Source organism: Delftia sp. WSY_7, assembly GCF_043104845.1.
GTDB lineage: Bacteria > Pseudomonadota > Gammaproteobacteria > Burkholderiales > Burkholderiaceae_C > Comamonas > Comamonas tsuruhatensis.
Genome location: NZ_JBICLB010000054.1, coordinates 117,286 through 131,035, shown reverse-complemented (window position 1 = coordinate 131,035; position 13,750 = coordinate 117,286). Strand labels below are relative to the sequence as shown.

The following is a 13,750-nucleotide window of genomic DNA, read 5'->3' as shown; positions in this document are numbered from 1 at the left end:
AGTTGCGGCGCACGGGCGCCGCAACCCGCAGCGCAAGCCTGGCACTGAGCTATGCCGGTTTGCTATAGCTGCTAGCGGGCTTGCTCAGTGGTGCCTGGCCCGCGCCATGCTCACAATAGCTGTCATACCCATACTGATAGAGACAGCCATGCAAACGGCCATTCCCTGCCTGCTGATGCGGGGCGGTACTTCCAAGGGCCCCTTCTTCCGGGCCACCGATCTTCCCTCCGACCTGCCCACGCGCGACCGCGTGCTGCTCGCGGCCATGGGCTCGCCCGACAAGCGGCAGATCGACGGCGTGGGTGGCGCGCATCCGCTGACCAGCAAGGTCGGCATCGTCAGCCTCTCCGACAAGGAGGGCATCGACCTCGAATTCCTCTTCGCCCAGCTGCAGCCCGACAAGGACACGGTGGACACCACGCCCAACTGCGGCAACATGCTGGCCGGCGTGGTTCCCTTTGCGCTGGAGACCGGCATGGTCTCCTCGCGCGGCGAGACCAGCACCTTCCGCGTGCTGACGCTGAACACCGGCATGGCGGCCGACATCACCGTGCAGACGCCCGGCGGCCAGGTGGAGTACGAAGGCTCGGCCCGCATCGACGGCGCGCCCGGCAGCTCGGCACCCATCGAAATCAGTTTCCTGGACACGGCCGGCTCGGTCTGCTCTGGCCTGCTGCCCACGGGCAAGCCCCGGGACACGGTCACGGTGACAGGCGAGGGGTTCGAGCCCTTCACGCTTGACGTCACCTGCATAGACAACGGCATGCCGCTGGTGATCTTCAAGGCGTCCGATGTGGGCGCCACCGGGCAGGAGACCGTGGCCGAGCTCAACGCCGACACCGACCTCAAGCGCCGCATCGAGGCGCTGCGCCTGCAGATCTCGCAGACCATGGGCCTGGGCGATGTCTCGGCCAAGAACTACCCCAAGATGACGCTGATCGCGCCGCCCCAGCATGGCGGCGCGCTGACCACGCGCAGCTTCATCCCCCATGTCTGCCATGACGCCATCGGCGTGCTGGCGGCCGTCACCGTGGGCACGGCGGTGAAGATGCCGGGCACCGTGTGCGAGGGCGTGGCACAGCTGCAGCAGGGCACGGGTCCGCTCACCGTCTCGGTGGAGCATCCCACGGGCGAGTTCAGCGTCACGCTGGACAGCGACCCGGCCCATCCCGACGTAGTGACCAAGGCGGCCCTGCTGCGCACGGCGCGCCTGCTGATGCGCGGCGAAGTGATGGTTCCGCGCTCGGTCTGGGACGGCCGCAGGCAGGACTGAAGAAACAGCGCAGGGGCTTGCCGGCCCCTGCAGTGCAAGGGGCGGGTCGCGCGCGCAGATGCGGTATCCGCCAGGCCGAGAGACAGTGGAAGAGACAAGTCATGACATCCGTCCAGAAGGACGCCGCAGCAACCGGCGTCAATGTGCAGACCCTGCTCAACGAGCACCCGTTCTCGGGATTCCAGTGGGTGATCTTTGCACTGTGTTTCCTGATCGTTCTGCTTGATGGCTTTGACACGGCGGCCATCGGCTACATCGCGCCCTCGCTGATCGGCGAGTGGGGCGTGAGCAAGCCTGCGCTGGCGCCCGTGCTCAGCGCGGCGCTGTTCGGCCTGGCCGCAGGCGCCCTGTTCTCTGGTCCGCTGGCTGACCGGCTGGGCCGCAAGTCCGTGCTGGTGGGTTCGGTGGCGGTGTTTGCCGTGTCCTGCCTGGCTTCGGGCTTTTCGCCCGACATCTGGACGCTGGCCGTGCTGCGCTTCGTCACCGGCCTGGGCCTGGGCGCCGCCATGCCCAATGCCGTCACGCTGATGAGCGAGTACTGCCCTGATTCGCGCCGCGCCACGCTGACCAACGCCATGTTCTGCGGCTTTCCGCTGGGCGCGGCCTTCGGCGGCTTTCTGGCGGCCTGGATGATTCCGCATTTCGGCTGGCGCAGCGTGCTCATCCTGGGCGGTGCCGCGCCGCTGCTGCTGCTGGTGGCCCTGGTCGTGCTGCTGCCCGAGTCGGTGCGCCACATGGTGGCCAACAACTACCCGGCCGAGCGTATCCGCAAGGTGCTGGCGCGCATTGCCGGTGATGCCGTGCAGGGCGTGCAGCGCTTCGTGATGACCGAGTCCAAGCCCCAGCCCGAATCCCAGGCCACCAGCGGCATGGGCGTGGTGCTGTCGCGCGAGTACCGGGTGGGTTCGATCATGCTGTGGATTGCCTACTTCATGGGACTGGTCATCTTCTACGCGCTGATGAACTGGATGCCCGTGCTGTTCAAGGAAGCGGGCCTGGACCCCAAGACCGGCACCCTGGTGGCCGCGCTGTTCCCGCTGGGCGGCGTGGGCGCCGTGCTGTTCGGCTGGCTTATGGACCGCTTCAATGCCAACCGCATCATCGCCATCGGCTATGCGCTGACGGCGGCCTCCATCTGGTGGATAGGCCAGACGGCCGGCCACCTGGGCTGGCTGGTGGTGGCCGTCTTCCTGGCCGGCACCATCATGAACACCGCGCAATCGTCCATGCCGGCGCTGGCCGCCGCCTACTACCCCACGCGGGGCCGTGCCACGGGCGTGGCCTGGATGCTGGGCATTGGCCGCTTCGGCGGCATTGCGGGCTCGTTCCTGGTGGCCGAGCTGTCGGCGCGCCAGCTGGGTTTCAGCGAGATCTTTGCGGTGGTGGCCATTCCGGGCGTGATCGCCATGGCCGCCCTCATCATCAAGCAGTACAGCAGTCCCGAGCCGCAGGGCGGCGCGGCGCCTGCCGCACCCCTCCACTGACCCCTCCACTGACACATTCCCACCCCATAAAGACGCAGGAGACCATCCGATGATCATCGACGTACACGGCCACTACACCACCGCGCCCGCGGCCCTGGGCGCCTGGCGCGACCTGCAGATCGCAGGCCTCAAGGACCCGTCCAAGGCCCCCAGGGCCAGCGATCTGAAGATCAGCGACGACGAGATCCGCGAGACCATCGAGACCAACCAGCTCAAGCTGATGAAGCAGCGCGGCTCCGATCTCACCATCTTCAGCCCGCGCGCCAGCTTCATGGCCCACCATATCGGCGACTTCCAGACATCGAGCACCTGGGCCGCCATCTGCAACGAGCTGTGCTTCCGCGTCAGCGAGCTGTTCCCCGAGCATTTCATCCCGGCCGCCATGCTGCCGCAGTCGCCGGGCGTGGACCCCGCCACCTGCATTCCCGAACTGGTCAAGTGCGTGGAGCAGTACGGCAACGTGGGCATCAACCTGAACCCCGATCCTTCAGGCGGCCACTGGACCTCGCCCCCGCTGTCGGACCGCTCCTGGTATCCCATCTACGAAAAGATGGTGGAGTACGACATCCCCGCGATGGTCCACGTCTCCACCAGCTGCAACGCGTGCTTCCACACCACGGGCGCCCACTACCTGAATGCCGACACCACGGCCTTCATGCAGTGCCTGACCAGCGACCTGTTCAAGGACTTCCCCACGCTCAAGTTCCTGATCCCCCATGGCGGCGGCGCCGTGCCCTACCACTGGGGCCGTTTCCGCGGCCTGGCGCAGGAGCTCAAGAAGCCGCTGCTGGACGAGCACCTGCTCAACAACATCTTCTTCGACACCTGCGTCTACCACCAGCCCGGCATCGATCTGTTGACCAAGGTGATCCCGGTCAAGAACATCCTGTTCGCCAGCGAGATGATCGGCGCCGTGCGCGGCATCGACCCGACCACGGGCCACTACTACGACGACACCAAGCGCTACATCGAGGCCACGGCCAACCTCACCGAAGAGGAGCGCTACCAGGTCTACGAAGGCAATGCGCGCCGCGTGTTCCCGCGCATGGACGCCGCCCTCAAGCAAAAGGGCCTGTAAGCAGGCCGCCACCACAGATCCAAGGAGAACACCATGTACGAACTCGGTGTGGTTTACCGCAACATCCAGCGCGCCGACCGCGCGGCCGCCGATGGCCTGGCCGCCCTGGGCTCGGCCACCGTCCACGAGGCCATGGGCCGCGTGGGCCTGCTCAAGCCCTATATGCGTCCCATCTATGCGGGCCAGCAGGTCTCGGGCACGGCCGTCACCGTGCTGCTGCAGCCCGGTGACAACTGGATGATGCATGTGGCCGCAGAGCAGATCCAGCCCGGCGATATCGTGGTCGCGGCCGTGACCTCGGAATGCACGGACGGCTACTTCGGCGACCTGCTGGCCACGAGCTTCCAGGCGCGTGGCGCGCGTGCGCTGATCATCGACGCCGGCGTGCGCGACGTGAAGACGCTGCAGGAAATGAACTTCCCCGTGTGGAGCCGCGCCATCTCCTCCAAGGGCACGATCAAGGCCACGCTGGGCTCGGTCAACATCCCCGTGGTCTGCGCAGGCATGTGGGTCACGCCCGGCGACGTGATCGTGGCCGATGATGATGGCGTGGTCTGCGTGCCCGCCGCCAAGGCCGCCGCCACGCTGCAAGCCGCGCAAAAGCGCGAAAGCTTCGAGGGCGAGAAGCGCGCCAAGCTGGCTTCCGGCGTGCTGGGCCTGGACATGTACAAGATGCGCGAGCCCCTCGAAAAGGCCGGCTTGCGCTATATCGATTGAGGAGGAGAAGCGCATGAGCAATTTCGAGAAGACCCCCGGCTGGCTGGACTGGTACGCCGGCCCCTCCAAGCCCAAGTTCCAGGTGCCCGCAGGCGCTGTGGATGCCCACTGCCACGTCTTCGGCCCCGGCGATGAATTCCCCTTCGCGCCCGAGCGCAAGTACACGCCCTGCGACGCCAGCAAGCAGCAGCTGTTCGCGCTGCGCGACCACCTGGGCTTTGCGCGCAACGTCATCGTGCAGGCCACCTGCCATGGCGCCGACAACCGCGCCATGGTCGATGCCTGCAAGGCCGCCAACGGCAAGGCGCGCGGCGTGGCCACGGTGCGCCGCAGCGTGACCGATGAGGAGCTGCAGGAGCTGCACGCCGCCGGCGTGCGCGGCGTGCGCTTCAACTTCGTCAAGCGCCTGGTGGACTTCACGCCCAAGGACGAGCTGATGGAGATCGCGGGCCGCATCGCCAAGCTCGGCTGGCACGTGGTCATCTACTTCGAGGCCGTGGACCTGCCCGAGCTGTGGGACTTCTTCACCAGCCTGCCCACCACCGTGGTCGTGGACCACATGGGCCGCCCCGATGTGAACAAGCCCGTGGACGGCCCTGAGTTCGAGCTGTTCCTCAGGTTCATGCGCGAGCACCAGAACGTCTGGAGCAAGGTCAGCTGCCCAGAGCGCCTGTCCGTCACCGGCCCCAAGGCGCTGGACGGCGAGCAAAATGCCTACCGTGACGTGGTGCCCTTTGCCCGCCGCGTGGTCGAGGAGTTCCCCGACCGCGTGCTGTGGGGAACCGACTGGCCCCACCCCAACCTCAAGGACCACATGCCCGATGACGGCCTGCTGGTCGACTTCATCCCGCACATCGCCCCCACGGCCGAACTGCAGAAGAAGCTGCTGGTCGACAATCCCATGCGTCTGTACTGGCCCGAAGAAGCCTGAAGGCGACCATGTCCGGCCTGGGTGCCGGACATATTCAAGGAGATATCCATGGCATTGGACAAACCCTATCTGGACGTGCCCGGCACCATCATTTTTGATGCCGAGCAGTCCCGCAAAGGCTACTGGCTCAACCAGTTCTGCATGTCGCTGATGAAGGCCGAGAACCGCGAGCGCTTCAAGGCCGACGAACGTGCCTACCTGGACGAATGGGCCATGAGCGAGGAACAGAAGCAGGCCGTGCTGGCCCGCGACCTCAACTGGTGCATGCGCACGGGCGGCAACATCTACTTCCTGGCCAAGATCGGCGCCACGGACGGCAAGAGCTTCCAGCAGATGGCAGGCTCCATGACCGGCATGTCCGAAGAGGAATACCGCAACATGATGGTGGGCGGAGGCCGTTCGGCCGAAGGCAACCGCCGCGTGGGCGAGGAGGGCGATGCCCAGGCCCACCGCCAGCCGCAGGGCAAGGCCGGCAGCGTGGACAAGAACAACAAGGAAGGCAACTGACATGGCGCGCATCACCGCATCCGTCTACACCTCGCATGTGCCCGCCATCGGCGCGGCCATGGACCTGGGCAAGGCCGACGAGCCCTATTGGCAGCCGCTGTTCAAGGGCTTCGAGCACTCGCGCCAATGGCTCAAGGACAACAAGCCCGACGTGATCTTCCTGGTCTACAACGACCACGCGACCGCGTTCAGCCTGGACTTCATCCCGACGTTTGCCATCGGCACGGCCGCCGAATACCAGCCCGCCGACGAAGGCTGGGGCCCTCGCCCCGTGCCCAAGGTCGTCGGCCATCCGGAGCTGGCCAGCCACATCGCGCAGTCGGTGATCCAGCAGGACTTCGACCTGACCATCGTCAACAAGATGGACGTGGACCACGGCCTGACCGTGCCGCTGTCGCTGATGTGCGGCGAGCAGGACGCGCGCACGGGCGCCTGGCCCTGCCCGGTGATTCCGTTTGCCGTCAACGTGGTGCAGTACCCCGTGCCGTCGGGCCAGCGCTGCTTCAACCTGGGCCGTGCCATCCGCCGCGCCGTGGAAAGCTTCGACGAAGACCTGAACGTGCAGATCTGGGGCACGGGCGGCATGAGCCACCAGCTGCAGGGCGCGCGTGCGGGCCTGATCAACAAGGAGTGGGACATCCGCTTCCTGGACCTGCTGATCGAGAACCCGGCCGGCCTGGCGAAGATGCCGCATATCGACTACGTGCGCGAGGCTGGCTCCGAAGGCATCGAGCTGGTGATGTGGCTGATCGCGCGCGGCGCCATGGCCGATGTGGATGGCCCCGCGCCGCTGCCCAAGGTCAACCACCGCTTCTACCATGTGCCCGCGTCCAATACGGCCGTGGGACATCTCATCCTGGAGAACGGCTGAGGCCCCCACGTTCATCACTGCGTGTATTCACTGCCCCCCGAGGGGGCCTTCGCCTCCTTGAGGCGGCTCTACGGAGACTCATATGAGCAACAAGACCATCAAAGTCGCCCTGGCGGGCGCCGGTGCCTTCGGCATCAAGCACCTGGACGGCATCAAGAACATCGACGGCGTTGAAGTCGTCTCCCTGGTGGGCCGCGAGCTGGCCAAGACCCAGGAAGTGGCCGACAAGTACGGCATCAAGCATGTGACCACCGAGCTGGCCGACAGCCTGGCCCTGCCCGAGGTGGACGCCGTCATTCTGTGCACGCCCACGCAGATGCATGCCGCCCAGGCCATCGAATGCCTGAAGGCCGGCAAGCATGTGCAGGTGGAGATCCCGCTGGCCGACAGCCTCAAGGACGCCCAGGCCGTGGCCGATCTGCAAAAGCAGACCGGCCTGGTGGCCATGTGTGGCCACACGCGCCGCTTCAACCCCAGCCACCAGTGGGTGCACAAGAAGATCGCGGCCGGCGAGTTCAACATCCAGCAGATGGATGTGCAGACCTACTTCTTCCGCCGCACCAACATGAACGCGCTGGGCCAAGCCCGCAGCTGGACCGATCACCTGCTGTGGCACCACGCTGCCCACACCGTGGACCTGTTCGCCTACCAGGCCGGCAGCCCCATCGTGAAGGCCAACGCCGTGCAAGGCCCCATCCATCCGGAACTGGGCATTGCCATGGACATGAGCATCCAGCTCAAGGCAGCCAACGGCGCCATCTGCACGCTGAGCCTGTCGTTCAACAACGACGGCCCGCTGGGCACCTTCTTCCGCTACATCGGCGACACCGGCACCTACATCGCGCGCTATGACGATCTGGTCAACGGCAAGGAGGAGAAGATCGACGTTTCCAAGGTTGATGTCTCCATGAACGGCATCGAGCTGCAGGACCGCGAGTTCTTCGCCGCCATCCGCGAAGGCCGCGAGCCCAATTCCAGCGTGGCCCAGGTGCTGCCCTGCTATCAGGTCCTCCATGATCTAGAGCTGCAACTGCAGGCCTGAACCGCCCGGCGAGCCATCGCAGCGCACCATGTTTCCATCCGGAGTACCGCAATGACCGATTCCTCCTCCAGCAGCCGGGAAGACGTGCCCGAGGCGTCCAATCGCCTCGGGATCGACGGCATAGAGTTCATCGAGTACACGACCAGCCAGCCCCAGGCCCTGGGCCAGGTGCTGGAGGGGCTGGGTTTTCGCCCCGTGGCGCGGCACCGCTCGCGCGAGGTGACGCTGTACCGGCAAGGGGACATGAACCTGGTGGTCAATGCGGGCGCTGCCGATGCGCTGGCCAATGCCGCCTCGGACGGGCAGCCCGTCATCTCGGCCGTGGCGCTGCGCGTGCAGGATGCCCTGCAGGCGCATACGCGCTGCATCGAACTGGGAGCCTGGGCGGCGCCCAGCCAGGCCCAGGCGATGGAGCTGCACATCCCGGCCATCCACGGCCCGGGTGGCAGCCGCTTCTACTTTGTCGATCGATGGCAGGAGTTCTCCATCTATGACATCGATTTCAAGCCCATCGCCGGGGCCGATCCCCATCCACCGGCGCTGGCCGGCCTGGGCTATTTCGGCGTGGTCCAGTACATAGGGCGTGGCCGCAGCGCCGACTGGATCACCTACTTCGAACGCATGTTCGACTTCCACTTGCTGCCCGACGCGCAGCGCTTCGGCATCCTGCCCAAGGGCAAGCTCATGCGCAGCCCCTGCAAGCGCTTCCTGTGGCAGCTCATCGAGCCCGATCCGGGCCTGGAGTGGGACGACATGCCCGAGCGCCTGCAGCGCATCGGCCTGGGCACCACCGACGTGCCTGGCGCCGTGCAGGCGCTGCGCCAGCGCGGCGTGGAGTTCGTGGAATCGAGCCGTCTGCACCCCGATGACCGCGGTGCGCTCACGCGCAACGCCATGGGCACCGTGGTGTTCGAGCTGGTGCACCGCGACGCCTAGCGCAAAGCCTGGCGCGCCGCCGTCCGATTCAACCGCCGATACACACAACGATCCTGGAGGGCAACATGGGCTTGCTGGACAGCTATGGCATGGACACCATCACTCTGAATGGCTCGCTGGAGGCCAAGCTCGACGCCATCCGGCGCGCGGGCTTCACCCAGGTCATGCTCAGTGCGCGCGACCTGGCCGGCCATCCGGGCGGCGTCAAGGCGGCAGCGGCGGCCGTGCGCGCCAGCGGCCTGCGGCCCACGGGCTTTCAGGTGCTGCGCGACTTCGAGGGCCTGTCCGACCACCTGCACCACTACAAGGTGGACATCGCCAAATCCATGCTGGAGATGTGCGCCGAGATCGGCAGCCCCGTGCTGCTGGCCTGCTCGTCCACTTCGCGCCATGCCACGGGCGATCTCGACGTGATTGCGCGCGACCTGCGCAAGCTGGCCATGCTGGGCATTCCGCTGGGCGTGAAGATCGCCTACGAGGGTCTGTCCTGGGGCCGCTCCGTCAATGAGTTCACCACCAGCTGGGACGTGGTCTGCCGTGCCGACACGTCCAACCTGGGCATCGGGCTGGACTCCTTCCACATCCTGGCTGCCAAGACGCCGCTGGACGCGCTGGAGCTGATCGACCGCGACAAGATCTTCCTGGTGCAGCTGTCCGACTTCATGTGGCATGACGCGCCCACCTTCGAAGAGCGCATGGCCACGGCGCGCACCTTCCGCGTGTTCCCGGGCGAGGGCGTGCACAGCGAGCGCCTGGCCGACCTGGTGCTGCGCCTGGACCGCCTGGGCTACCGGGGCGACTACAGCTTCGAGGTCTTCAACGACGACTACCAGCAACTGCCCCTGGACACCGTGGCCGAGCGTGCGCGCCGCAGCGCCCTGTGGCTCAACGACGACGTGCTGCACCGGCCCGTGCCGCTGCCGGCCTGGGCGCGCACGGGCGTGAGGGGCACGTCGGTTTGACGGCAAAATGAGCCTTCGACATTGCAAGGGAGCGCTGGCCGCTCCCTTGCTTCTTTTCCCTGTGAGAAAACCATGACCAACCTGTCCACTCGCCACCTGGGTCCCTTCTCCGTCAGCGCCGTCGGCCTGGGCTGCATGAACCTCAGCCACGCCTATGGCCATCCGCCGTCGCCCGAGCAGGGCAAGGCCGTGCTGCATGCGGCGCTGGACGCCGGTGTCACGCTGTTCGACACGGCGGCGCTGTATGGCTTCGGCGCCAACGAATCCCTGGTCGGCCCCGTGCTCAAGTCCCACCGCAACCACATCACCCTGGCCAGCAAATGTGGCATGGCCGGCGTGCGTGGCGACGACGGCGTGGTGCGCCGCGTGATCGACGGCCACCCCAAGACCCTGCGCCGCAATTGCGAAGACAGCCTGCAGCGCCTGGGCACCGATGTCATCGATCTCTACTACCTGCACCGCTGGGACCGCCGCGTGCCCATCGAGGAATCGGTGGGCGAGATGTCGCGCCTGGTGGAAGAGGGCAAGGTGCGCGCCCTGGGCCTGTCCGAGATCGGCGCCGACGCGCTGCGCCGCGCCCATGCCACCTTCCCCATCGCCGCGCTGCAAAGCGAGTATTCGCTGTGGTCGCGCAATGCCGAACTGGGCACGCTGCAGGCCTGCAAGGAACTGGGCATTGCCTACGTGGCTTTCAGCCCGCTGGGCCGCGCCTTCCTCACCGGCAAGCTCCAGGAGGTCGAGGGCCTGGTCAAGGGCGATATCCGCGCCGCCATGCCGCGCTTCGCGCCCGAGGCCTATGCGAAGAACCTGCAGCTGCTCGCGCCCATGCAGTCCATTGCCGAGCGCGCCGACTGCACGCTGGCCGAGCTGGCCATCGCCTGGGTGCTGCACCAGGGCGAGCATGTGATTGCCCTGCCGGGCACCACCAGCGTGGACCATCTGCACGAAGACCTGCGCGGCGGCGCCGTGCGCCTGGACGCTGCCCTGCTGGCCGAACTGGACGACCTCTTCAAGCCCGAGCGCATCCAGGGCGACCGCTATGCCGTGGCCTCGCAACGCGAGGTGGACACGGAAAAGTACGCGTTCGAGATGGTCTGAACACGCCGCAGGCCGCTCATGGCATGGATGCGGCCAGGTCGAATGGCGCCGTGGGCGTGCCCTGGTGGAAGCGCATCTGCCAGCCCCGGGCCGTGCGCAGCCAGACCGAGGAGCGCAGCGTATGCCGGCCGGCCGTTCCATCCTCGGCCACGCTGGCCGAGCGGTAGGTCAGCAGCGCGCTGTCCGGTCCCAGGCGCGCCAGCGCAAAGCCGCCTGACACCAGCCGGGCAGGGACCCCTGCTGGCAAGGCGGCCGCCAGGCCGTCCACGGTGGCGGCCCGGTCGTGCACGCCGCCCGAGCGGCCGAATTCCAGAAAGTCTTCATGCAGCAGCGCCTGCAGCTGGCCTGCGTCCGCGCGCACCTGCGGATCGTGCAGCCGCACTTCCAGTGCCTGCAGATGCTGCAGCAGATGGTCGTCGCCGCCATGCGTGTCCAGGTCAGGAAGTTGCGCCATGGCCATGTTGTTCACCATCAGATCAGATCCCGCATGGCCTGCGCCGTCTCGCGCAGCATGGGCAGCACGCGCGCCACGGCGTCCTTGCCGGTCTCGCGGCCCATGGGCATGGTGATGTTGAGGGCGCCGGCCAGCGCGCCGTGGCGGTCACGCAGCGGCACGGCAATGCCGCGCGAGTCCAGGTTCAGCTGCTGCTCGCACAGCGCCCAGTCCTGGGTGCGGATCAGGGCCAGCTCGCGGCGCATTTCGGCGGGGCAGGTGATGGTGTGCGAGGTGAAGACCGTCAGCGCGCGGTTGTCCAGCCAGTGCTCCAGCTCGGCGTCGCTGCGCATGGACAGCATCAGCATGCCGGCCGCCGTGACCTGGGCCGGCACGCGCGCGCCCAGCACGTAGCCGGTGTTCATGTTGCGGTTGGGGCCGTTGCGTGCGATGTAGACCACCTCGTCGTCGTCCAGCACCGCCAGGTAGGCGGTTTCATGGGTGCCGGCCGCCACGCGCTGCAGGAACGGCTGGACGATGCGCGGCAGCCGCGCCGACTCCAGGTACGACTGCCCCAGCCGCAGCACGCGCGGCGTGAGCCAGAACAGCTTGCCGTCCCCCGCCACGTAGCCCATGTGCTGCAGCGTCAGCAGATAGCGCCGCGCGGCGGTGCGCGTCATGCCCGTGCGCTGGCCGGCCTCGGCCGCCGTCATGCGCGGGTGGGCGTCGTCAAAGGCTTCGATGATCGATACGCCGCGTTCCAGTCCGGCAATCCAGTCGCGCTGGGCGAGGGTGGAAGGTGTTGTCATGACGGTTTTGATTTTTCCGTATTAACCCTGGGTGCGTGCGATTATCGAACAGCGCGGTGCGATCAGCGCACATGCCCCTGGAAATTGGCTTGGGCAGATTCATAGGCGGGAACTACATTTTTTACATCCCGCTGGCCTGGCCGCAAGCATCCATCACTTGCCGCAGCGGGGATCTTTTGCCTGGAGGAGATAACACATGAGCGCAACACCGGTACATACGCAGTCAACGCAGCACCAACCCAGGAAGGCCGCAACCAGCGGCTGGATAGGCTCGGCCCTGGAGTACTACGATTTCTTCATCTACGCCACGGCTGCGGCGCTGATCTTTCCGCAGATCTTCTTTCCGCAGGGTGATCCGGCGATTGCCATCATCGCCTCGCTGGCCACCTATGGCGTGGGCTATGTGGCGCGGCCCATCGGCGCCTTCGTGCTTGGCCACCTGGGCGATACGCACGGGCGCAAGCAGGTGCTGGTGTGGTGCATGTTCCTGATGGGCTTTTCCACCATCGCCGTGGGGCTGCTGCCCACCTATGACCAGGTCGGCCTGTGGGCACCGGCGCTGCTGGTGCTGATGCGGCTGATCCAGGGCTTTGCGGTGGCCGGCGAGATCTCGGGCGCCAGCTCGATGATCCTGGAGCATGCCCCGTTCGGGCGGCGCGGCTTTTTCGCCAGCTTCACGCTGCAGGGCGTGCAGGCCGGCCAGATCCTGGCAGCGGCCGTGTTCCTGCCGCTGGCGCACTACATGCCCACCGAGCAGTTCAACAGCTGGGGCTGGCGCATTCCCTTCATCCTGAGCTTCGTGGTCATCATCGCGGGCTGGATCATCCGCCGCGAGGTCAACGAGACCCCGGCCTTCACCGCCGCAGGCCGCAGCGAGGCGCGTCCGCGTTCGCCCGTGGTCGAGGCCTTCCGCCACCATTCGCCCGACATGCTGCGCGTGGTCTGCATGGCGCTGATGAACGTGATCCCCGTGGTGGCCACCATCTTCGGTGCCGCCTATGCGGTGCAGCCCGCCTACGGCATCGGCTTCGCCAAGGACATGTACCTGTGGATTCCCGTGGTGGGCAACATCGTCGCGGTGCTGGTGATTCCCATGGTGGGCAACCTGTCCGACCGCATCGGCCGGCGCCCGCCCATCATCTTCGGCGCGCTGCTGTCCGGGCTGCTGGCCATCGGCTACCTCTACGCCATCAGCACGCGCAACATGCCGCTGGCCTTCGCCATGTCCATCCTGATGTGGGGCGTGGTCTACCAGGGCTACAACGCGGTGTTCCCCAGCTTCTACCCCGAGCTGTTCCCGACCCGCACACGCGTCTCGGCCATGGCCATCTCGCAGAACGTGGGCACGGCCATCACCGCCATGCTGCCCGCGCTGTTCACGGCCGTGGCGCCTCCGGGATCCCAGAACATCTGGCTGACGGTGGGGCTGATCGCTTTCGGCATCACCGTGGTGGCAGCCCTGGCCGCCTGGAGCGCCCGCGAGACGTACCGCGTGCGCATGGAGGATCTGGGCGAGGCCGGTGCGCAGCCTGTGGACGCCGCCGAGTACGAGCGCCTGCGCACCCAGGCCCTGGCCCAGTCCGGCCGCTGAATTGCACACGCCACATTC

Annotated in this window: 14 protein-coding genes; 12 read left to right on the top strand and 2 right to left on the bottom strand. The window is 66.8% G+C overall.

The genetic code is table 11. The annotated features are described in order from the left end of the window. The first annotated feature begins 148 nt into the window (after nucleotides 1-148). The 11 genes from ACF8ME_RS26605 to ACF8ME_RS26555 all read left to right on the top strand — a co-directional run bounded on the left by ACF8ME_RS26605 (nucleotide 149) and on the right by ACF8ME_RS26555 (nucleotide 10,899). Nucleotides 149-1,273 carry a 4-oxalomesaconate tautomerase gene (locus ACF8ME_RS26605; protein WP_392418967.1) on the top strand — a complete coding sequence of 375 codons (1,125 nt, stop codon included), beginning with the start codon at nucleotides 149-151 and terminating at the stop codon, nucleotides 1,271-1,273. A 101-nt stretch (nucleotides 1,274-1,374) separates the two neighbouring features. Next, complete coding sequence (locus ACF8ME_RS26600) at nucleotides 1,375-2,757, top strand: MFS transporter (RefSeq protein WP_392418965.1); 1,383 nt, start codon at nucleotides 1,375-1,377, stop codon at nucleotides 2,755-2,757. Between the two features lie 49 nt (nucleotides 2,758-2,806). Then, nucleotides 2,807-3,835 carry an amidohydrolase family protein gene (locus ACF8ME_RS26595; RefSeq protein ID WP_034395662.1) on the top strand — a complete coding sequence of 343 codons (1,029 nt, stop codon included), beginning with the start codon at nucleotides 2,807-2,809 and terminating at the stop codon, nucleotides 3,833-3,835. A gap of 33 nt (nucleotides 3,836-3,868) precedes the next feature. Continuing rightward, on the top strand, nucleotides 3,869-4,552 hold the full coding sequence (ligK, locus tag ACF8ME_RS26590; RefSeq protein ID WP_071956256.1) for a 4-carboxy-4-hydroxy-2-oxoadipate aldolase/oxaloacetate decarboxylase: 684 nt from the start codon (nucleotides 3,869-3,871) through the stop codon (nucleotides 4,550-4,552). 13 nt (nucleotides 4,553-4,565) lie between these two features. Beyond that, nucleotides 4,566-5,483: an amidohydrolase family protein gene (locus tag ACF8ME_RS26585; RefSeq protein ID WP_123693905.1), complete on the top strand. Its 918-nt coding sequence runs from the start codon at nucleotides 4,566-4,568 to the stop codon at nucleotides 5,481-5,483. 48 nt (nucleotides 5,484-5,531) lie between these two features. Next, nucleotides 5,532-5,990 (top strand): protocatechuate 4,5-dioxygenase subunit alpha, encoded by a 459-nt coding sequence (ligA, locus tag ACF8ME_RS26580; protein WP_012206248.1) that lies wholly within the window; start codon nucleotides 5,532-5,534, stop codon nucleotides 5,988-5,990. A 1-nt stretch (nucleotide 5,991) separates the two neighbouring features. Continuing rightward, nucleotides 5,992-6,861 (top strand): class III extradiol dioxygenase subunit beta, encoded by an 870-nt coding sequence (locus ACF8ME_RS26575; RefSeq protein ID WP_392418963.1) that lies wholly within the window; start codon nucleotides 5,992-5,994, stop codon nucleotides 6,859-6,861. Nucleotides 6,862-6,943: 82 nt separating this feature from the next. Continuing rightward, nucleotides 6,944-7,903 (top strand): Gfo/Idh/MocA family oxidoreductase, encoded by a 960-nt coding sequence (locus ACF8ME_RS26570; protein WP_197943729.1) that lies wholly within the window; start codon nucleotides 6,944-6,946, stop codon nucleotides 7,901-7,903. Between the two features lie 51 nt (nucleotides 7,904-7,954). Then, nucleotides 7,955-8,839: a 4-hydroxyphenylpyruvate dioxygenase gene (locus ACF8ME_RS26565; protein WP_012206245.1), complete on the top strand. Its 885-nt coding sequence runs from the start codon at nucleotides 7,955-7,957 to the stop codon at nucleotides 8,837-8,839. 65 nt (nucleotides 8,840-8,904) lie between these two features. After that, nucleotides 8,905-9,801 carry a sugar phosphate isomerase/epimerase gene (locus ACF8ME_RS26560; protein ID WP_065346192.1) on the top strand — a complete coding sequence of 299 codons (897 nt, stop codon included), beginning with the start codon at nucleotides 8,905-8,907 and terminating at the stop codon, nucleotides 9,799-9,801. Between the two features lie 72 nt (nucleotides 9,802-9,873). Continuing rightward, nucleotides 9,874-10,899 (top strand): aldo/keto reductase, encoded by a 1,026-nt coding sequence (locus tag ACF8ME_RS26555; protein ID WP_392418961.1) that lies wholly within the window; start codon nucleotides 9,874-9,876, stop codon nucleotides 10,897-10,899. Nucleotides 10,900-10,915: 16 nt separating this feature from the next. Here the strand turns inward: ACF8ME_RS26555 and ACF8ME_RS26550 are convergent, their stop codons facing one another. Together ACF8ME_RS26550 and ACF8ME_RS26545 are read right to left on the bottom strand one after the other, a co-directional pair. After that, nucleotides 10,916-11,353 (bottom strand): DUF4440 domain-containing protein, encoded by a 438-nt coding sequence (locus tag ACF8ME_RS26550; protein WP_392418959.1) that lies wholly within the window; start codon nucleotides 11,351-11,353, stop codon nucleotides 10,916-10,918. Nucleotides 11,354-11,370: 17 nt separating this feature from the next. Then, on the bottom strand, nucleotides 11,371-12,141 hold the full coding sequence (locus ACF8ME_RS26545; RefSeq protein WP_012206241.1) for an IclR family transcriptional regulator C-terminal domain-containing protein: 771 nt from the start codon (nucleotides 12,139-12,141) through the stop codon (nucleotides 11,371-11,373). A 196-nt stretch (nucleotides 12,142-12,337) separates the two neighbouring features. Between ACF8ME_RS26545 and ACF8ME_RS26540 the strand changes: the two genes are divergently transcribed. Next, the gene (locus ACF8ME_RS26540) at nucleotides 12,338-13,732 is read left to right on the top strand and encodes an MFS transporter (RefSeq protein WP_099751513.1); all 1,395 of its coding nucleotides are present in this window, start codon (nucleotides 12,338-12,340) and stop codon (nucleotides 13,730-13,732) included. Nucleotides 13,733-13,750 lie beyond the last annotated feature (18 nt).